Genomic DNA, 20,102 nt, shown 5'->3' with positions numbered 1-20,102 from the left:
TTAAAGGGTCTCGGATCCGGTCAGGCGCAGAAGGGTCTTGCGCAGGAGGGGGCTGTCGGGCTGGGCATCGAAGCCCTTGGCCCAGACCTGGCGGGCTTCGCGGCGTTTGCCGTTGGCCCACAGCACTTCGCCCAGGTGGGCGGCCACTTCGTGGTCGGGGAAGTTGGCAAACGCCTGGCGCAGGTAGGTTTCAGCCACGTCGAGGTTGCCCAGGCGGTAATTCACCCAGCCCAGGCTGTCGAGCACTGCCGGGTCGTCGGGGGTCAGCTGGTGGGCCTTTTCGATCAGCGTCCGGGCCTCGGCGTAGCGGGTTGTGCGGTCGGCCAGGGTGTAGCCCAGGGCATTCAGGGCCATGGCGTTTTCCGGCTCGCGGGCGATGATCGCGCGCAGGTCTTGTTCCATCTGCGCCAGGTCGTCGCGTTTTTCGGCCAGCATGGCGCGGGTGTAAAGCAGGTTGAGGTCGTCCGGGTAGCGCTGTATGGCCTGTTGCAGCACCTGGTTGGCCTGGGCGTCCTTGTTGTTGTTGCTGTAGCTTTCCGATTCGATCAGGTACAGCTGGATGGCGTAGTCCGGCTGCGCTTCGCGGGCCTCGGCAAGCAGGCGCGAGGCCTCGCTGCCACGGCCGTTGGCGATCAGAATGTCGGCCTGGCGCAGTTGCGCCGGCAGGTAGTCGGGGCCCGGGCCGACCAGGGCGTATTCACGCAGGGCGCCTGCGGGGTCGTGGCGCTCTTCGCGGATACGGCCCAGGTTGAGGCGCGCGGCGTCGACGTTGCTGTCGCGCTCGACCAGTTCCTGCAGGTAGCCCTCGGCCTCGTCCCAGTCCTTGTTCTCCAGGCACACCAGGGCCAGGGAGTAGCGCAGTTCGTCGTCGTCGGGGTATTGCTGGACCAGGCTGAGGAATTCGCCCTTGGCATCGGCGATACGGTCCTGCTCGACCAGGGTGCGGGCGTAGGTCAAGCGCAGGCGTTTGTCGTCCGGGTTGTCGCGAATGGCCCCGCGCAGCAGGGGCAGGGCCTCGGGGCCGCGGTCCAGTGCCTGAAGCAGGCGGGCGCGCAGCAGGATCGGGGCAATTTCGCCGTTTTGCGGCGGGTGTGACTCGAGCAGTTCCAACGCCTCTTCGGGCTTGTTGTCCTGGTTCAGCAGCAGGGCCTTGCCGAACACCAGTTGGCTGTTGTCCGGGTACTTGACCAGCAGGCGGTCGAAGCTTTGCAGCAGGCCGTCGCGGGTGCTCTGGTCAGTCTCGGCTGCCGACAGGGCGAGGAAATCGAAGTGGGTGTCGCCTTGGCCCTGCAGCACCTTTTCCATGTACGTCATGGAATCGTCGTAGCGGCCGGCGCGGGCTAGTTGGATGGCGGCGGCGCGCTGGGCGTCGAGGTTCTGCGGGTCGTTGCGCGCCCAGACCAGTGCGTTGTCCAGGGCCGGCTCGTCGGCGCCGAGGTACTCGGCGATGCGATAGGCGCGTTCGGAAACCCCTGGGTCCTGGGTTTTCTCGGCCTGGTCGGTGTAGTTGGCCAGGGCGATGTCGAAGCGGTTGCGCTGGCCGGCCAGTTCCGCCACCAGCAGGCTGTAGAGCGTGTCTTGTTTGAACGATCCATACACCACGGGCTTCTCGGCCTCAGCCTTGGCGGCATCGGCAACGGGAGGCTCGGCCTTTTGCGGGGCCAGGCTCTGGCAGCCCTGGAGCAGGGCGAAGGCAAGCAGCAATGCGTATGGTTTGTTCATAGAAGGCTTAATAGGAGGACTCACCGGCGGTCGCAGCATGATGACACAAGCGCGGGGGCAAACCCACCTGTGTGGTGTCTGGTTAGCTGCGACCTTCGTGGTGGGAGAGGGTTCCGTGATGTAGTGGCTGTACCGGGTGTTTGGCTTTGGGTTTTTTGGCGGTTTATGAGATCGAGCGCAGAGGGTGTAAAGGCGGACACCCGCGAAGCGCACCACTGCGTGGCGTTTACCCCAGAGCAGATGGTAGACGCCCTGCTGTAGCTCTCCGGCTGACGTTATTCTCTCGCTACCAACTGCGGCTTGGGTCCAGGGTATGCAGCCAAATGCGGAATAGAATAAGTGCTCCGATAAGTGTTGGGTGCATAGCCCCTAAGACGATCAGGGTGCGCTTCATGCGTATAGGGAAGCTCGTGACCTCATCAAGGTCAACTAAGCCTTTCCGTGCATATATCTTTGGTACTGTTAGCAGTATTGATATTGAGAGTGTGCGCATTACCTTGCCAATAAGGCCTGCTTGTGAAAAGGTTTTCTTATTTCCGCATACGAATGCGCTATTCGGTAGTAGTGATTCGATCCTACCAAGATGATAGGTTGATATGTAGAGGGATGCGCAAAGCGTGATGATCATGGCGGCCAAAATTATAAATGCAACAATGCCCACAGCAGTGCTCATTGGGTGCCTACCTTTTCATACAGTACTTCGCCGAGCGCTTCCCCTACAGCACCGCCAAGCATGCTTCCTCCCGTGGCTCCCGCAGCCCCACCAATAACAGCGCAGAGGAGTGCGCCTGTACCGGCTGTTGGCACGCCAAGAGCGAGATACATACTAGTGGCAATAGCACCGCCGTAGCTTGCTGCTATCCCTCCCCCGGCGACACTGCCTGTCAAGGAAGATCCATGGACGTATTTAGCTCTTCTACACTCATTATCGCGGCCATCGGTACAGGTTTTTGTAGGAAATTTCCCCTCGTTACGTTGCCACGTCAGGTTTCGATTCGGGTCAAGTCGTATCGGCATGAAGTCATAGATAATGCGACAGCATCAAGGCAATGAACAAGGTGATGTGAATAATCCATAGGATTAACAAAATGCGCTTTTCGCGGAGGGGGAGTTTTTTACTTCCTCAATTTCAGCGTAACCCCTGTAAATGAAGATTTTGGGTATAGCCAACAGTGTTGCAATCTGGCCGGTTCTTATTGTTTTGCCCAAGAGTCCGGCGTGCTGGTAATTTTTGATGTTGTCAGATACGAGGCGAGAGGTGGGGAGGAAAGATTCAAAATGCTCGGTGTATTTGTGTGAAATAATAATTTGCGCGCTAGCGGCAATTAACATTGCTGTAATCAGGGTCAGTGCGATCAGTCCTGGCTCTATGTTAGTCATTTTGAGAACTCGTGATACAAAAAGTCACCTAATACCTCGCTTTTTTTCTGCGAAATCACCGGCTAACTTCGCCCCGGCAGTGCCACCGATGACCGCGCAGGTGAGTGCCCTAGTCCGGCAGTCCCTACTCCTAGTGCCGGATACTGCGGGTGCAACAATATTCCCTCCTAGATAACCGCCTACAGCGCTACCAGCCAGGCCTCCAGCTAATGATGCAGAGTTTACATATGCGGCTCGCTTCAAGCATGGCGAATTTATAGACCGGTTACTGCTATGTTAAGCATTATGCCAATATAGGTTCACGCATATGCTATTGGCGCTGTTATTAGCAATAACAACGGGAGCGTTTGCTCGAGCTTCAATACTGGTTTTCAAAGGGTTTGGTAGTGATCAGCAGCATATAGGCATGCCCTAAATAATAGCAGTGTGAGAAAAAGTGCTAAGCACATAATGACGAGCCTGCTAAGTAATTTTTTTATGCGGGCCGGTAGTTGGTTTACTTCATTAATGTCTATCAGGCCTTTACGTGCATAGGCTTTTGGGGAGACTAACATTAAAGATATTGTCCCGAATCGAAAAACTTTTCCGATAAAGCCAAGTTCAGCGTATGTTTTTCTGTTCTCACTGATCAGCTTGCAGTTGGGTAGCAGAGATTCAATGTGTTCAGTCAGGCGATGGGACAAATATAGCGTTATCGACATGGATATGAAGATCGCGGTGATAAGGAGGGCGAACACCGCTCCCAAAATTTCATGAGCTGTGGTCACTTTATCACCCGTTCGTAGAATAAATCTCCCATGAATTCTCCACCATCGCTTCCGAACATCCCGCCTAGCATCCCCCCAAAGGCTCCGCCCGCTACACCGCAAGCGATAGCTCCAGGCCCGCCCGATACGGTTCCGAGAACCACGCCGCAAGCTGCTACGCCAACTATGTTGCCTGCATATGCGCCAACTACGCCTCCACCTACGCCACCTGCCAATGAACTACTCTCCACAATTTTAGCTCTTCTGCACTCTTCCTCTCTCCCTTCCGTGCAGGCTTTATTGATTGATAGGCCTGTACTCGAAACTTCCAGTGCAATGCCTAAATAAGTTCCTTTTTTTATCAGGTTAGCAGCCTTGCTCACACCGGCAACCTTATCCGCATACCCTGCAATCTCACCCGTATGCAAATAGCTTTTCGTGGAAATGGCTAGCATTCTTTTGATGGAGCCATTGTTGCGCAAGCCTGAGCCGAACGCCGCCAACCTGCGCAACTGCTCATCCAGCTTCGTGAAAAGCCCCGCCCGCTTGGCGTAAAACTGCTCGCGGGCTTTGAGGGACCCTGAGCTCATGTGCTCTCTATGCAGCGTCTCGATTTCCAGCAAGGTGTCTTGAATCGCTTTGAGATACTTGCTCCAACTATCGCTTACCACGCCCGTGCCCATGGACGCATGGGCGAGCAGACTCTTCAACAGCTCGAAATTGTCTACGAAAAACTCATCGGCACCCTGGCCGCTATGCATCAACCCCATATGGGTCACGGTAGCCTTCGACATCAAATACGCCTCCTGACTGGTACAGGAAGGCGTTGACCAGTCACCGACGATCACCAGTTCGCCGCTTCTGACCACGCTGTTGCAAATGTGCGAATTCAGGATGTCGAACTTGCTGGCCGAATGCCCAGTCAGCGCAAGGCCGGCCTTGAGGGTGTGGTAGTTCTGCATCCTGGGGTTGATGAACGCACGGGCTTCAGACATGGCGACCCCCTCAGGCGTACTTCTTGTTTCCGATCCGGTCCCACCCGCCAGCGATGTTGCCGCCGCCGGAGCCGTCAATGCGTTTTTGCTGGGTATAGGTGGTTTTGATTCTCCCGTAATCGAGCTGCACCACCTCTATCGGTACTCCATCGGCGGCGCTTTGGGTGTAGTCGGCAATGATCACTTCTTCGAGAATGATTTAGTAATATTTGAGCTTGTCGCCGCCCGCGCGGCAGAGTGCGAGTTTAACTTCCTTGAGATGTTGGCCTGCGCAGCTGGCTTCCATCAATTTGCAACTGGCACTGTCGAGAAACTTGGTGAAGGTGAAATGGCTGACGGCCGTGCGGCCTGATGTGGCGCCACCGGCAGAGCTTGCGGTGGCTGAAGTGCTTTGGCTTACACCGAATTGGTAACCTGTGACTTCGATCCATTTGTTGTATTTTTCGTCCAAGGCCTCGCCTGGGATATCATCGATTTTTATATAAGCGTCAAAAGCCATGCTTACCTCTCTTTGGTAATCATTGTCAGGTTTTAATTTTCTGGTGAGGAACCAAATCCAGATCAGTGATGGGAAAGGCTAGGCATTGAAATTGGGTGAAGCAATAGCTGGATCCGCAATTCAGAAATGGACTACAAGTCGATGGAAAAAATCGATACAGATATGTCGAAAAAAGTAATTCACATAAGCTTTTGTAGGAAATATCCCCTCGTTACATTGTCACGTCGGGTTTCGATTCGGTCAGGTCAAGGCGTCTGTTATGTGCCGCTGCTTCAGTGGCGTAGCGGGCTTCGGTTTTGCTTCTAAGCACGCGGTAGTTCACGCGCCGCAGATTGCGACTTCAGGAGGCCGAGCGAAGGGCATGCGCAGGGAGGTGACGGGCATGGATGCCCGTCAAGCGCTGAGGCCCCATGGATGGGGCCTGCAGCGCGTACCCCCGGGAGCATGCCCGTAGCGAAGGGACCCCGGAGCGCAGCGTAGGGGCCGGATGATGGGAGCGGACGGCTTTGGTTGCTTTGGCCACGACCAAAGTAACCCGCCGGAAGGGCGCAAAGGTGACTCAGCGCCACCATCGCGAACGAATACCTACTCGGTGTGAATGCCCACATCTTGCTAAAGCTAAAATCCGAGCCAGATCAAAATCAGGATCCGGGGCTGGAATCACAGCTGGTGCGGGCGTGCAGCCGGCGATAGCCGCCGCGCTATCAGCGCAATAGCGAACGGTGGTTGTCCTGAAACCTGCGAAAGAGGACAATTATCGGCTTCCTGTCACAACCAGCGACTTCGCATGGCCTTTCTTGCACTCGGTATCAACCATAAGACTGCCTCGGTAGACGTACGCGAGCGCGTGGCGTTTACCCCAGAGCAGCTGGTAGACGCCCTGCAGCAGCTCTGCCGACTGACGTCCAGCCGCGAAGCGGCGATTCTGTCGACGTGCAACCGCAGTGAACTCTATATAGAGCAGGACCACCTGTCCGCCGACGCCGTACTCAAATGGCTGGCCGATTACCACCGCCTCAGCCTCGACGAACTGCGCGCCAGTGCCTACGTGCACGAAGAGCACGACGCCGTGAAGCACATGATGCGCGTGGCCTCGGGCCTCGACTCGCTGGTGCTCGGCGAGCCCCAGATCCTCGGCCAGATGAAGTCTGCCTACGCCGTGGCCCGCGAAGCCGGTACCGTCGGGCCGTTGCTCGGGCGCCTGTTCCAGGCCACCTTCAGTGCTGCCAAACAGGTGCGTACCGACACCGCCATTGGCGAGAACCCGGTGTCGGTGGCCTTTGCCGCCGTCAGCCTGGCCAAGCAGATCTTCGCCGACCTGGGGCGTAGCCAGGCCCTGCTGATCGGCGCCGGCGAAACCATCACCCTGGTCGCCCGCCACCTGCATGAGCAGGGCGTGCGCCGCATCGTGGTGGCCAACCGCACCCTGGAACGCGCCAGCATCCTGGCCGAACAGTTCGGTGCGCATGCCGTTCTGCTGGCCGACATCCCCCAGGAGCTGGCCAACAGCGACATCGTCATCAGCTCCACTGCCAGCCAGTTGCCGATCCTTGGCAAAGGCGCGGTCGAAAGTGCGCTGAAGCAGCGCCGGCACAAACCGATCTTCATGGTCGACATCGCCGTGCCCCGCGATATCGAAACCGAGGTCGGTGAGCTCGATGACGTCTACCTCTACACCGTCGATGACCTGCACGATGTGGTGGCGGAGAACCTCAAGAGCCGCCAAGGCGCTGCCCAGGCTGCCGAAGAACTGGTGACAGTCGGCGCCGAAGACTTCATGCTGCGCCTGCGTGAACTGGCTGCCGTGGATGTGCTCAAGGCCTATCGCCAGCAAAGCGAGCGCCTGCGCGACGAAGAACTGCAAAAGGCCCAGCGCCTGCTGGCCAACGGCGGCAACCCCGAGGACGTACTGGCCCAATTGGCCCGGGGCCTGACCAACAAACTCCTGCATGCGCCCAGCGTGCAGTTGAAAAAGCTCTCGGCCGAGGGGCGCGTCGATGCGCTGGCCATGGCCCAGGAACTCTTTGCCCTCAACGAGGGCTCGACGGACAAAACCCCGCAATGAAAGCGTCGCTGCTGAACAAACTGGAAATTCTCCAGGACCGCTTCGAAGAACTCACCGCCTTGCTCGGCGATGCCGAGGTCATTTCCGACCAGGCGCGCTTTCGCGCGTATTCCCGCGAGTACGCCGAGGTCGAGCCGGTCTATGCTGCCTATAAAGAGTGGCGCAAAGTCCAGGACGACCTCGAAGGTGCCCAGGCGCTGCTCAAGGACAGTGACCCGGACATGCGCGAAATGGCCGTGGAAGAAGTGCGTGAAGCCAAGGAGCAGTTGCTGACCCTGGAGGCGCAGCTGCAGCGCATGCTGCTGCCCAAGGACCCGAATGATGGCCGCAACGTGTTCCTCGAGATCCGCGCCGGCACCGGTGGCGACGAGGCCGCGATCTTCTCGGGTGACCTGTTCCGCATGTATTCGCGTTACGCCGAAAAGCGTGGCTGGCGCCTGGAGATTCTGTCCGAGAACGAAGGCGAACACGGCGGCTACAAAGAAATCATCGCCCGTGTCGAAGGTGAAAACGTCTACGGCAAGCTCAAGTTCGAGTCCGGCGCGCACCGCGTGCAGCGTGTGCCGGAGACCGAATCCCAAGGCCGCGTGCACACTTCCGCCTGCACCGTGGCGGTACTGCCCGAGCCAGACGAACAAGCGGCCATCGAAATCAACCCGGCTGACCTGCGCGTGGACACCTACCGCGCCTCCGGTGCCGGCGGCCAGCACGTCAACAAGACCGACTCGGCGATCCGCATCACCCACTTGCCCACCGGCATCGTGGTGGAGTGTCAGGAAGAGCGCTCGCAACACAAGAACCGCGCCCGCGCCATGTCCTGGCTGTCGGCGAAGCTCAACGACATGCAGACCAGCGCCGCCCAGAACGCCATTGCCAGCGAGCGCAAACTGCTGGTCGGGTCGGGTGACCGCTCGGAACGTATTCGTACCTACAATTACCCACAGGGGCGGGTGACCGATCACCGTATCAACCTGACCTTGTATTCGCTGGACGACATCCTCAGTGGTGGCGTGGACGCGGTGATCGAGCCGCTGCTGGCCGAATACCAGGCCGATCAACTGGCTGCCCTGGGGGACTGATGACCATCATCGCCAGCCTGCTGCGCAACGCACAGTTGCCAGAATCGCCTACCGAACGCCTGGATGCCGAACTGCTGCTGGCAGCGGCCATCGGCAAGTCGCGCAGTTATCTGCACACCTGGCCCGAGCGGATCGTCAGCAGCGAAGACGCGCAGACCTACGCCGGGTACCTGCAGCGCCGCCGCGGCGGTGAGCCGGTGGCGTATATCCTTGGCCAGCAAGGTTTCTGGAAGATCGACCTGGAAGTCGCGCCGCACACGCTCATCCCACGGCCGGATACCGAGCTGCTGGTCGAAACCGCCCTCGAACTGCAGCCCGCAGCCCCAGCCAGGGTTCTCGACCTGGGCACTGGCACGGGCGCCATCGCATTGGCTCTGGCCAGCGAGCGCCCCGCCTGGCAGGTCACGGCCGTAGACCGGGTGGCAGAGGCCGCTGCGCTTGCCGAGCGTAACCGGCAGCGCCTGGGCCTGAGCAATACCCAGGTGCGCCTCAGCCATTGGTTCGACAGCCTGGCCGGTGAGCGTTTCGACCTGATCGTCAGCAACCCGCCCTACATCGCCGCCGCAGACCCACACCTGGTGGCTGGCGACGTGCGTTTCGAGCCCAGCAGTGCGTTGGTGGCTGGTCCCGATGGCCTGGACGACCTGCGCGTGATCGTCACCCAGGCCCCTGGGCACCTGGTGCCGGGTGGCTGGTTGCTGCTGGAGCATGGCTATGATCAGGCCGCGGCAGTACGGGCCTTGCTGGTCGAACAGGGCTTCAACGAGGTGGCCAGCCGGACCGATCTGGGTGGCCATGAACGCATCAGTCTGGGGCGCCTGCCATGCTGAGTGATCTGGAACTGCTGCGCTACAGCCGCCAGGTGCTGCTGGCGCAGATCGACATCGACGGCCAGCTACGCCTCAAGCACAGCAAGGCATTGATTGTCGGGCTGGGTGGCCTGGGTTCGCCGGTCGCCCTGTACCTGGCAGCCGCGGGGGTTGGCGAACTGCACCTGGCGGACTTCGATACCGTCGACCTGACCAACCTGCAGCGCCAGGTGCTTCACGACAGCGACAGTGTCGGCATGAGCAAGGTCGACTCGGCGCTGCAGCGCCTGCAGGCCATCAACCCTGAAGTCACCCTGGTTGCCCACCGCCAGGCGCTGGATGACGACACCCTGGCAGCCGCGGTGGCGGCCGTCGACCTGGTACTGGACTGCTCCGATAATTTCTCCACGCGCGAGGCGGTCAACGCCGCCTGTTTCGCCGCCGGCAAACCCTTGGTCAGCGGTGCGGCAATCCGTTTGGAGGGGCAGCTGTCGGTGTTTGACCCGCGTCGCGACTACAGCCCTTGCTACCACTGCCTGTATGGGCATGGCAGTGAAGCCGAGCTGACCTGTAGCGAGGCGGGGGTGATCGGCCCACTGGTGGGCCTGGTCGGCAGCCTGCAGGCGCTGGAAGCGATGAAGCTGCTGGCAGGCTTCGGCGAGCCGCTGGTCGGCCGGCTGCTGTTGATCGACGCCCTCGGCACCCGTATTCGCGAACTGCGCGTCAAGCGCGACCCGGCGTGTGCCGTGTGCGGCAAGCGCGATGGCTGAGCGCTCGGCGCCGGTCGGCGTGATGGACTCAGGTGTTGGTGGCTTGTCGGTGCTCGCCGAGATCCAGCGCCTGTTGCCCAACGAGACACTGCTGTACGTGGCCGATTGCGGCCATGTGCCTTATGGTGAAAAATCCCCGGACTACATCCGTGAGCGCTGCCGGCGCATTGCCGGGTTCTTCCGCGAGCAAGGCGCCAAGGCCCTGGTGCTGGCCTGCAACACCGCCACGGTGGCGGCCGCAGCGGATCTGCGCGAGCTATACCCGAACTGGCCATTGGTGGGGATGGAGCCTGCAGTAAAGCCTGCCGCGGCTGCGACACGCTCAGGCGTGGTTGGCGTGCTGGCCACCACCGGCACGTTGCAAAGTGCCAAGTTCGCGGCTTTGCTCGACCGCTTCGCCAGCGACGTGCTGGTGATCACCCAGCCTTGCCCGGGGTTGGTCGAGCTGATCGAGACCGGCGACTTGTGCAGCCCCACGCTGCGCCAGATGCTGTGGGGCTATGTCGAGCCGCTGCTGGCCGCTGGTTGTGACACCTTGATCCTGGGCTGTACCCATTACCCCTTCCTGCGGCCGCTGCTGGCCGGCATGGTGCCGCCAGATGTGGCCATCATCGATACCGGTGCCGCCGTCGCCCGCCAGTTGCAGCGGCTGCTAGGCAACAATGGCCTGCTGGCCGCCGGACCGGCGCAGGCTACCCGCTTCTGGACCAGCGCCGATCCCTCTTCCCTGAAAAAAATCCTGCCTGTGCTGTGGCATAAGTCTGACGATGTGCAAAGCTTTGCCATGTGAAAAAAACGTGAAGAAAAGCTGAACTATCGTACCACTGCCGCTTTCTATGCCTTGCCTGAGATGAGGCGCTTATTAAAACAGCACTAGGATGAAGGATGTTTCTCATGAAGAAACTGCTGGGCTTGGCGGCGGCTGCCGTTTTCACCATGGGGCAGGCAGTATTGGCGCAGGCTGCTGATGTATCGGTTTCGGTAGGGCAGACCGGTGACTCGACGATGGTCTACCGGCTGGGGCTGCAGTCGAACTGGGATGCCAGCTGGTGGCAGACCAGCGTCGGCCGCGTGACCGGCTATTGGGACGGTGCCTACACCTATTGGGACGGCGACGACACGGCTAGCAACCACAGCCTGTCGTTCGCACCCGTGTTCGTGTACGAGTTTGCCGGCCAGTCGGTCAAGCCCTACATCGAGGCGGGCATCGGCGTGGCAGCTTTCTCCAGCACCGAGCTGGAAAGCAACGAACTGGGTTCGTCGTTCCAGTTCGAAGACCGCATCGGCTTCGGCCTGCGCTTCGCCGGTGGGCATGAAATTGGTGTGCGTGCGATTCACTACTCGAACGCCGGCATCAAAGAACCCAATGACGGGGTTGAAAGCTACAGCTTGCATTACCGCATGGCGCTCTGACCCGATCGGGTCAACCATCAACCGCCAAGCGCGACCCAGGTTCGCGCTTGGCGGGGAGCCTGCCGTCACCTTGGCGGCAGCGGCCATAGCCCACTGAGGTCAAGCGTCTCCAGTACCAACTCGGGCTCAGCCGCGGGCCAGCGCCGCAACAATTCCTGCGCGGCGCTTTGCGGCGTCCACTGCTCCGGATAGGCTTGCGCAGGCGTCACTGGCGTTTTCAGCGACTGCGGTCCTACCACGGTCAGCGATATCCCCAACGCCTGGAGCGCATCACGTTGCTCACGTACCCACTGCGGCAGGTGGTTCCAACCGGCGGTTACCTGGGTTGGCGCGTACAACTGCAGGGCCGAATAACGGTTGAAAATAGCCATCACCTGGGGTGAATCACCCTTTGCCAGCAAGGGCGTCACCGCTGTCAGGCAGTGCTTGCCCGCCAGCTGGTTGCTGGTGACGATGGCCTCGATCAATTCGCTGTCAGCCACATCGCCCGGCAGGTAATCGCTGGTGCCGGCATTGATGATCACGCCGTCCAGTGAGTGCCAGTGACGGGCGATCAACTGACAAGCGTCAGCGGCTTGCTGTGCATCGTGCAACTGCCAGGGCACTTGCAGGAATTGCTGGCCATAGCGTTCGCCCAGCGCTTCGAACGCAGGCGCATCCTTGCCACTCGCGGCCACCCGGTGGCCTTGGTCGAGCAGCCCTTGCAACAACGCCAAGCCAAGTCCATTGCTTGCGCCTGTAACCCAAAAACTGCGTGAGTTATTCAAGACGTTCTGCCCCCTGATGTTACCGTCGCGGCAGGCCTTTGAAGGCCTCCAATGCACGTTGGCGACTACTGCCCAGATCAACTATTGGATTGTGATACGAATTACCAGCGAAAAGATCCGTAGATTTCATCGGACCATGAATTGTTTTTTCATCGATATCGCGAAGCTCCGGCAGCCAGTGACGAATGAAACGCCCCTCAGGGTCGAACCGCTGCGATTGTGAGACCGGGTTGAAAATGCGGAAATAGGGCACCGAATCGGTGCCGGTAGAGGCGCTCCACTGCCAGCCGCCATTGTTGGCGGCCAGGTCACCATCGATGAGGTGGCGCATGAAGTGACGCTCGCCCTTGCGCCAGTCGATCAACAGGTTTTTGCTGAGGAACATGGCGACGATCATGCGCAGCCGGTTGTGCATCCAGCCCGTGTGCAGCAGCTGGCGCATGGCCGCGTCGATGATCGGGAAGCCGGTACGGCCCTGCTCCCAAGCCTCGAGATCGTCCGGCGCATCGCGCCAGGGCAGGGCTTCGGTATGGCTGCGGAAGGCGCGGTGCCGCGAGACCTGTGGGTAGCCGGTAAGGATATGCTTGTAGAATTCGCGCCACAGCAGTTCGTTGACCCAGGTCTGCACACCCGTGCTCCCGCTGTCGAACTCGCCCTTGTTGGCGGCAAGGGCCCCATGCAAGCACTGGCGCGGGGAAATTACCCCGGCGGCCAAATAAGGCGAAAGCTGGCTGGTCCCCGGCATTGCCGGCAGATCCCGGGTTTTAAGGTAATCGTCGATGGTTTCGTCCAGAAACTGCGACAGGCGCTGCTGTGCATGGGCCTCGCCCGCCGGCCAGTGCTCACGCAAGGCGCGCGGGGTTTTTTCGAAGCCGTCGATATGTTGCGGGATCGGGTCACTGTGGATCTTCAGCGCAGCCTGGCGCTTTACCCGCCGGGCCAGCGCAGGCAGGCTGCGGTGCAGGTGTTCAAGGCAGGTTTTCTTGAACTGGCTGAATACCTGAAAGTAATCGCCACTGCGGGTCAGGATGGTGCCTGGGCGAAACAGCAGTTGGTCGAGATAGCTGTGCGCCTGGACAGACGCTTTTTCCAGCAGCTTGCGCGTAGCAGCGTCCCGGCGCTGCTCGTTGATGCCGTATTCCTCGTTCCAGTGCACGCTTTGCACCTGGTGTTGCTGGCAAACATCGAGTACGGCCTGAGGCGCCTGGTCCCAGGTGTCGATCTTGCGGATCAGCAGCGGGATGTTCAGCTTTTCCAGCGCCTGGCGCAGGTCGCGCAGGTTGCGTAGCCAGAAATCGACTTTGCAGTCGGCGTCGTCGTGCGCACGCCATTGCCCGGGGCTTACCAGCCACAAGGCGATGGTCGGCCCGCGTTCGGTCGCAGCGCTCAGTGCGGTGTTGTCATCGATGCGCAGGTCACTACGCAGCCAGGTCAGGTGCATGGGGCATTGATCTCTACAGGCTGGCGGTCATGGGCTTGAAGCAGGCGCAAGGCCGCTTGCGGGGTATCGAACAGGAAAAGGTCAGACAGTTCGCTGTCTTTGAGGCGGGTTTCATGCAGTGCAACCATGCTGCCACCAAGCAACTTCGGCCCCGGCACCCCTTGCAGGGCACGCAGCAAGGCTTTGTCGTCCATGCGCGGGCCCAGGTGCAGCAGCACGGCCCGGGGTTGGAAGATGCTGACTGCGCTTTGCAGTTGCGCTGCGCTGACAGGCTGCTCGAGCACCTCAACGGGGATGCCATTGCTGGTGAACAACCAGGCGCACAGCCACAGCCCTGGGCTGAAGGCGCGCTCGCTGTCTTCGGCCAGAAGCACGGCGGGGCCGTGCAGCAACTGGTTGTCGTGGTAGACGCGGGCGCCCAGCTTGCTGCGTAGCCAGCCGTAGAAGAACACCTGCTCCAGCCGCGCGTTGAAGTAGCTGCCCCAGCGCAGGTCGAGCAGGTCGAGCAAGGGCAGCAGCAATTGTTCGCACAGGGTCAGAGCCGGATACAGCGCCATGGCCTGGTTAAGTTGCTGGTCCAGGTTACGTTGCGACAGGCCGGCGATGGCTTCGACCAGCTCGTACTGACGGGCTTGCCAGTCGCCTTTGGGCGCGCTGCTGGTTGGTTTGTCGAGCAACTCGCGCACTTGGCCAACAGAGGCACCCCGCTGCAACCAGGCCAGGATCGTTTCTACCCGTTCCACCTGGCTTTGTGGGTACAGACGGTGCCCCTTCGCTGTGCGTTGTGGTTTCAGCAGGCCATAACGGCGCTCCCAGGCGCGCAGCGTGACCGGGTTCACCCCGGTGCGGCGGGCCAACTCGCCTATTGGTAACAGCACCTCAGACCGCATTGCGTAAACCCAGGCTTTCAGGGTGGGGTTGCAGGTAGGTTTGCTGAAGCAGGTACGGGTCCGGGTGCTTGCGCAGGTGGTGTTTGAGCAGCGTCAGTGGCACCACCAGCGGCACGACGCCCTGCTGGTACTGGCTGATGATCGTCTGCAGCTCGGCTTTGTCCTGCTGGGTGAGGGTGTCCTTGAAATAGCCGCTGAGGTGCTGCAGCACATTGCAGTGGGTGCCACGGCTGGCACAGCGGCGCAGCGCCTGCATCAGCTGGCTGAAATACCGCTGGCCCACCTGTTGTGGGTCATCGTCCTTGCTCATGCTGCCGAGCAGGCGCCCGAGGGTGCGGTAGGCCTGAGGGTTGTTGGCCATCAACAGGTACTTGTAGCGCGAATGGAAGCTCACCAAGGCACCCCGGCTGAGGCCCTCGGCCAGCAGGCGTTGCCAGTCGGCATAGGCATAGACACGGCTTATGAAGTTCTCGCGCAGCACCGGGTCATGCAGCCGGCCTTCCTCTTCCACCGGCAGGTCGGGGCGTAGCGCGCAGAAGGCCTGGGCAAAGGCGCCGCGACCACTCTGCACCGCAGGGTGGCCGTTTGGCTGATAGACCTTGACCCGTTCCAAGCCGCAGGACGGCGATTTCTGCATGAAAATGTAGCCGCAGATGTCACCCAGCTCAGCGGCCATCTGTTCGCCATAGCTGCGTAGCGGCCCGGTCAGGTCCATGCCCGGGTTGCGGGTGCCGACCACTTCAGGGTTGTTCGGGTCGCCAACCAGGCGGATCGGATCGCGAGGCACGCCTAGCCCGATGGCTACCTCAGGGCAAACAGGCAGCCATTCGAAATGTTCTTCCAGTTGCTTGCGACACAGGTCGGAGGCCTTGTGGCCGCCGTTATAGCGCACGCTGTGCCCGGTGAGGCAGGCGCTGATGGCAATACGCGGCTTGCTGTGGGTGGGCGGGTTTTGCATGACTGCCTCCGAAAACCTGTACGTTTGTAAAAACTTGTACAGGTTTATTCCAGCACAGTGCGGAAGTTATGCAAACCAGTTTTTTTGTATAAGGTGAAATCAGTCCAAATGTTCGAGCAGTCGCCGTGCTGCTTCCTGGCCGCTAAGCCAGGCGCCTTCTACACGCCCCGACAAGCACCAGTCGCCGCATGCATACAAGCCCTGGTCGGCATCGGCCAGGGCGCCCCACTCATGGTTGCTGCTCGGGCGGGCATACAGCCAGCGGTGGGCCAGGGAGAACGCGGGCGCCGGCACCACGCAGCCGATCAGTTCGGCGAATTCGCCGTACAGATGCTCGATCACTGCCTCTCTGGGCAGGTCGATATGCTGCCGGCTCCAGTCTGCCGTTGCGTGCAATATCCAGGTATCGGGCTGCTCGTCGCGGCCAGGCTTGCTGCGGTTGCGTGCCAGCCAATCGAGGGCGCTGTCCTGCACGAAGCAGCCTTGCATCGGTGTATCCAGGGGGGCCTGGAATGCCAGGGCCACGGCCCAGGTGGGTTCCATCTGCACGCCGGCCGCCACGGCGGCCAACTTGGGCGTGGCGGCCAGCAGCGGTGTCGCCTGGGGCGCCGGCACGGCAATTACTACGCGGCTGAAGGGGCCGTGGCTGCAGCCGTCGGTATCCTGCAGGTGCCAGTACTGCTTGCCGCGAAACACCTCGGCAATGCGGCAGTCGAAATTCACCGTCACGTCCTTGAGCAGGCCGCGGGTGATCGCGCTCATGCGCGGCACGCCTACCCAGCGTGTCTGCTCGTCGGGGGAGGGGCTGAGGGTGCCGTCGCGGTAGTTGTACAGCTGGGGTTTCCACTGTTCTGCCCAGCCTGCGGCCACCCATTGCTGGACCTGCTCGACAAAGCGTCGGTCGCGGGCAGTGAAATACTGCGCGCCAAGGTCGAGGGCGCCGGCCTCGCTGCGCTTGCTGGCCATGCGCCCGCCGCTGCCCTTGCCTTTATCGAACAAGTGCACCGACTGCCCGGCCTTCTGCAAAGCCTGGGCGGCAGACAAGCCGGCGATACCGGCACCAATGATGGCAATAGGTACTGTCATGATGGCCTCTTCAAACCTTGCTATGAGCAGACTACGCTGTCAGGAAAACCTGTACAAAGCAAAAATATTGTATAAGGTAATTCCGCTTTGCCGGACAGGTTGGCCTATGTTTATCCGAGAGCGTCGGGTCAAAAAAGTGCCTTGATGTTAAAAATAGACCACCGCTGCAATCTGCGAGGACACAGGCATGCATATATTGCTGACAGGCGGTACCGGGTTGATTGGCAAGCACCTGTGCCAGTACTGGCTCAGCCAGGGTCACCGGCTGACAGTGTGGAGCCGGCGGCCACAGGAGGTGGCAAAACTCTGCGGCGCCGGGGTGCGGGGCATCGCCAGGCTTGAGCAACTGGAGGCAGACGATCAGCTCGATGCAGTGGTCAACCTGGCGGGGGCGCCGATTGCCGACCGGCCCTGGACGGCCGCCCGGCGCAACCTGTTGTGGGCTAGCCGCATTGCCCTGACCGAGCAGCTGCTGGCTTGGCTGGGTACCCGCGAACAGCGCCCTGAGGTGTTGCTGTCCGGGTCAGCGGTGGGCTGGTACGGAGACGGCGGTGAGCGCGAACTGACCGAGGCCTCGCCCCCGGTGCGGGAAGATTTCGCCAGCCAGTTGTGTATAGCCTGGGAAGAAACAGCCCAGCGCTCGCAGGCCCAGGGCATCCGTGTGGTGCTGGTGCGTACTGGGCTGGTGCTGGCCAGCGATGGCGGCTTTTTGTCGCGCTTGCGCATCCCTTTCAAGCTGGGGCTGGGTGGGCCGTTGGGCAACGGTCGGCAGTGGATGCCGTGGATCCATATAGACGACCAGGTCGCCCTGATTGATTTTCTCTTGCAGCATAAGGACGCCAGCGGTCCTTATAATGCCTGCGCTCCAGCGCCCGTGCGCAACCGCGAGTTCGCCAGGCGGCTGGGCCGTGCGCTGCATCGGCCGGCGCTATTGCCGGTGCCGGCACTGCTGCTCAAGGCCGGCTTGGGCGAGCTGTCGACCTTGCTGTTGGGCGGCCAGCGTGCGCGCCCGGTACGTTTGCTGGAGGCGGGCTTCGCCTTCCGCTTCAATGATCTGCAATCGGCCCTGGACGACCTGTCCAGCCGCCTCTGACATAGGACGCTGCATGACTGATCACGCCCTGCTGCTGGTCAACCTGGGTTCCCCGGCCTCCACTTCGGTGGCCGATGTACGCCGCTACCTCAACCAGTTTCTGATGGACCCGTACGTGGTGGACCTGCCTTGGCCACTGCGGCGGCTGCTGGTGTCGTTGATTTTGATCAAGCGACCGGAGCAGTCGGCCCATGCCTATGCGTCCATCTGGTGGGAAGAGGGCTCGCCATTGGTGGTGCTGACCCGCCGCCTGCAGGCTGCCATGGTCGAGCATTGGCCGCATGGGCCGGTTGAAATAGCCATGCGTTACGGCCAGCCGGCGCTGGAGGATGTGTTGGCGCGTCTGGCAGCGCAGGGCGTGCGCAGGGTTACCCTGGCGCCGTTGTATCCACAGTTCGCGGACAGTACGGTGACCACGGTTGTGGAGTTGGCGAAACAGACCATCCAAGAGCGCCAGTTGCCGTTGCAAATGCGGGTGCTGCAGCCGTTCTACGAGCACCCCGCGTATATCCAGGCACTGGCGGCCAGCGCCGAACCTTACCTGGCACAGGATTACGACCACCTGTTGCTGAGTTTTCATGGGCTACCGGAGCGGCACCTGAAAAAGCTGTACCCGCGCGGCACGCGCGGCAAGCATGATCTGCGTGCAGCCGACTGCTGCAAAGACGCCAGCGCCGAGGTGCGCGCGGTGTGTTACCGGGGTCAGTGCCTGGCGACCGCCAAAGCGTTTGCGGCGCAGTTGGGTATACCCGACGGCAAGTGGTCGGTGAGTTTCCAGTCGCGGCTGGGGCGTGACAAGTGGATCGAGCCGTACACCGAAACACGCCTGGACGAGCTGGCCAAGGCGGGGGTCAAGAAGTTGCTGGTGATGTGCCCGGCATTCGTGGCCGACTGCATCGAAACGCTGGAAGAAATCGGCATGCGCGGCAGTGAGCAGTTTGTCGAGGCCGGCGGGCGGGAGCTGGTGCTGGTGCCGTGCTTGAACGACCACCCGCAGTGGGTGAGGGTGTTGGCGGACATGTGTGAAAAGGCCTGAGTGAACCGGCCTTTTCGCGGGTGAACCCGCTCCCACAGGGTGTTTTGCTGCCCTGTGGGCGCTCAGGTCAAGGGTGGCTCAAGGCTGCTGATCCTCGAGCTTCTTGTGCTTCCAGCCGTCATTGCCAGGCAAGATCAGGTTCAGGGCAATCGCCACGATGGCACACAGTGCAATCCCCTTCAGGCCCCAGTCATCCGGGCCATCACCGCTGCCGATCAGTACCCCGCCAATACCGAACACCAGGGTCACCGACACGATCACCAGGTTGCGCGCTTCGGCCAGGTCGACCTTGTGGCGGATCATGGTGTTCAAGCCTACCGCGGCGATCGAGCCGAACAGCAGGCACAGGATGCCGCCCATCACCGGCACCGGAATACTCTGCAGCAGCGCGCCGAACTTGCCGATGAACGCCAGGGTAATGGCGAATACCGCCGCCCAGGTCATGATCTTCGGGTTGTAGTTCTTGGTCAGCATCACCGCACCGGTCACTTCGGCGTAGGTGGTGTTGGGCGGGCCGCCGAACAGGCCGGCGGCGGTGGTGGCCAGGCCGTCACCCAGCAGGGTGCGGTGCAGGCCGGGCTTCTTCAGGTAGTCACGGCCGGTTACGCTGCCAACCGCGATAACCCCGCCAATGTGCTCGATCGCAGGTGCCAGGGCTACTGGAACGATGAACAGAATGGCCTGCCAGTTGAACGCTGGCGCCGTGAAGTTGGGCATTTCCAGCCAGGGGGCAGCGGCAATTCTGGCCGTGTCGACCACGCCAAAGGCAAATGACAGGGCAAAACCCACCAGCACGCCAGCGATGATCGGCACCAGGCGGAAGATGCCTTTGCCAAACACAGCGACGATCAGTGTGGTCAGCAGCGCCGGCATGGAGATCAGCATGGCTGTCTTGTACGGCAGCAGCACGCTGCCGTCGCCAGCCTTGCCCATCGCCATGTTGGCGGCAATCGGCGCCATGGCCAGGCCGATGGAGATGATCACGGGCCCGATCACCACGGGCGGCAGCATGCGGTCGATGAAACCGGTGCCTTTGATTTTCACCATCAGGCCCATGAAGGTATACACGAAACCTGCGGCCATCACGCCGCCCATGGTCTCGGCCAGGCCGAATTGACCTTTGGCGAGAATGATCGGGGTGATGAAGGCGAAGCTGGAAGCCAGGAACACCGGGACCTGACGGCCGGTGACCAACTGGAACAGCAAGGTACCGATACCCGCGGTGAACAGCGCGACGTTCGGGTCCAGGCCGGTGATCAGTGGCATCAGTACCAGCGCACCGAATGCCACGAAGAGCATCTGCGCGCCCGAAACGACCTGGCGCCAGAGCGGGTCGTTGAAGCCGTCCTGCAT

General features: G+C 61.0%; 17 protein-coding genes and 1 pseudogene. 8 read left to right on the top strand and 10 right to left on the bottom strand.

The window, feature by feature from the left end; translation table 11 throughout:
- The 4 genes and pseudogenes from QME24_RS12365 to QME24_RS12350 all read right to left on the bottom strand — a co-directional run bounded on the left by QME24_RS12365 (nt 1) and on the right by QME24_RS12350 (nt 5,342).
- The gene (locus QME24_RS12365) at nt 1-1,722 is read right to left on the bottom strand and encodes a tetratricopeptide repeat protein (RefSeq protein WP_054903921.1); all 1,722 of its coding nucleotides are present in this window, start codon (nt 1,720-1,722) and stop codon (nt 1-3) included.
- A gap of 1,080 nt (nt 1,723-2,802) precedes the next feature.
- Nucleotides 2,803-3,102: a hypothetical protein gene (locus QME24_RS12360; RefSeq protein ID WP_281690854.1), complete on the bottom strand. Its 300-nt coding sequence runs from the start codon at nt 3,100-3,102 to the stop codon at nt 2,803-2,805.
- 763 nt (nt 3,103-3,865) lie between these two features.
- Entirely contained in the window at nt 3,866-4,843 is a 978-nt protein-coding gene (locus tag QME24_RS12355; RefSeq protein WP_054903922.1) for a hypothetical protein, read from the bottom strand.
- Between the two features lie 10 nt (nt 4,844-4,853).
- A pseudogene (locus QME24_RS12350) lies at nt 4,854-5,342 on the bottom strand (type VI secretion system tube protein Hcp).
- Between the two features lie 787 nt (nt 5,343-6,129).
- Here QME24_RS12350 and hemA point away from each other — a divergent pair.
- The 6 genes from hemA to QME24_RS12320 all read left to right on the top strand — a co-directional run bounded on the left by hemA (nt 6,130) and on the right by QME24_RS12320 (nt 11,478).
- Entirely contained in the window at nt 6,130-7,407 is a 1,278-nt protein-coding gene (gene hemA, locus QME24_RS12345) for a glutamyl-tRNA reductase (RefSeq protein WP_009682968.1), read from the top strand.
- A complete protein-coding gene (prfA, locus tag QME24_RS12340; protein WP_192441668.1) occupies nt 7,404-8,486 on the top strand; it encodes a peptide chain release factor 1 in 1,083 nt (360 codons plus the stop codon). Before hemA ends, prfA begins: the two co-directional genes overlap by 4 nt.
- A complete protein-coding gene (prmC, locus tag QME24_RS12335) occupies nt 8,486-9,316 on the top strand; it encodes a peptide chain release factor N(5)-glutamine methyltransferase (protein WP_054903924.1) in 831 nt (276 codons plus the stop codon). Before prfA ends, prmC begins: the two co-directional genes overlap by 1 nt.
- Complete coding sequence (locus tag QME24_RS12330) at nt 9,310-10,065, top strand: molybdopterin-synthase adenylyltransferase MoeB (protein WP_029886863.1); 756 nt, start codon at nt 9,310-9,312, stop codon at nt 10,063-10,065. Before prmC ends, QME24_RS12330 begins: the two co-directional genes overlap by 7 nt.
- Entirely contained in the window at nt 10,058-10,855 is a 798-nt protein-coding gene (murI, locus tag QME24_RS12325; RefSeq protein ID WP_029886862.1) for a glutamate racemase, read from the top strand. Before QME24_RS12330 ends, murI begins: the two co-directional genes overlap by 8 nt.
- Nucleotides 10,856-10,959: 104 nt before the next feature.
- Nucleotides 10,960-11,478, top strand: coding sequence for an acyloxyacyl hydrolase (locus QME24_RS12320; protein WP_033744719.1), 519 nt, complete (start codon nt 10,960-10,962; stop codon nt 11,476-11,478).
- A 65-nt stretch (nt 11,479-11,543) separates the two neighbouring features.
- Here the strand turns inward: QME24_RS12320 and QME24_RS12315 are convergent, their stop codons facing one another.
- The 5 genes from QME24_RS12315 to QME24_RS12295 all read right to left on the bottom strand — a co-directional run bounded on the left by QME24_RS12315 (nt 11,544) and on the right by QME24_RS12295 (nt 16,620).
- Complete coding sequence (locus tag QME24_RS12315; RefSeq protein ID WP_281690853.1) at nt 11,544-12,245, bottom strand: SDR family NAD(P)-dependent oxidoreductase; 702 nt, start codon at nt 12,243-12,245, stop codon at nt 11,544-11,546.
- A gap of 19 nt (nt 12,246-12,264) precedes the next feature.
- The gene (gene phrB, locus QME24_RS12310; RefSeq protein ID WP_281690852.1) at nt 12,265-13,686 is read right to left on the bottom strand and encodes a deoxyribodipyrimidine photo-lyase; all 1,422 of its coding nucleotides are present in this window, start codon (nt 13,684-13,686) and stop codon (nt 12,265-12,267) included.
- A complete protein-coding gene (locus QME24_RS12305) occupies nt 13,677-14,576 on the bottom strand; it encodes a MerR family transcriptional regulator (protein WP_281690851.1) in 900 nt (299 codons plus the stop codon). Before QME24_RS12305 ends, phrB begins: the two co-directional genes overlap by 10 nt.
- Complete coding sequence (locus QME24_RS12300; protein WP_281690850.1) at nt 14,566-15,534, bottom strand: DUF523 and DUF1722 domain-containing protein; 969 nt, start codon at nt 15,532-15,534, stop codon at nt 14,566-14,568. The genes QME24_RS12305 and QME24_RS12300 overlap by 11 nt, the downstream gene beginning before the upstream one ends.
- 99 nt (nt 15,535-15,633) lie before the next feature.
- Nucleotides 15,634-16,620 (bottom strand): NAD(P)/FAD-dependent oxidoreductase, encoded by a 987-nt coding sequence (locus QME24_RS12295; RefSeq protein ID WP_009682957.1) that lies wholly within the window; start codon nt 16,618-16,620, stop codon nt 15,634-15,636.
- Between the two features lie 187 nt (nt 16,621-16,807).
- On the opposite strand from QME24_RS12295, the gene QME24_RS12290 reads away from it, so the two are divergent.
- Nucleotides 16,808-17,713, top strand: a complete 906-nt coding sequence (locus tag QME24_RS12290) for a TIGR01777 family oxidoreductase (RefSeq protein WP_192441674.1) — start codon at nt 16,808-16,810, stop codon at nt 17,711-17,713.
- A 13-nt stretch (nt 17,714-17,726) separates the two neighbouring features.
- Nucleotides 17,727-18,749 (top strand): ferrochelatase, encoded by a 1,023-nt coding sequence (gene hemH / locus QME24_RS12285; protein ID WP_009682955.1) that lies wholly within the window; start codon nt 17,727-17,729, stop codon nt 18,747-18,749.
- Between the two features lie 78 nt (nt 18,750-18,827).
- Here the strand turns inward: hemH and QME24_RS12280 are convergent, their stop codons facing one another.
- Nucleotides 18,828-20,102, bottom strand: coding sequence for a uracil-xanthine permease family protein (locus tag QME24_RS12280; RefSeq protein WP_009682954.1), 1,275 nt, complete (start codon nt 20,100-20,102; stop codon nt 18,828-18,830).

This window comes from Pseudomonas sp. PARCl1 (genome assembly GCF_947311875.1).
GTDB lineage: Bacteria > Pseudomonadota > Gammaproteobacteria > Pseudomonadales > Pseudomonadaceae > Aquipseudomonas > Aquipseudomonas juntendi.
Note: the sequence above shows the minus strand (reverse complement) of the source record. Positions and strands in the feature narration are given on the sequence as shown.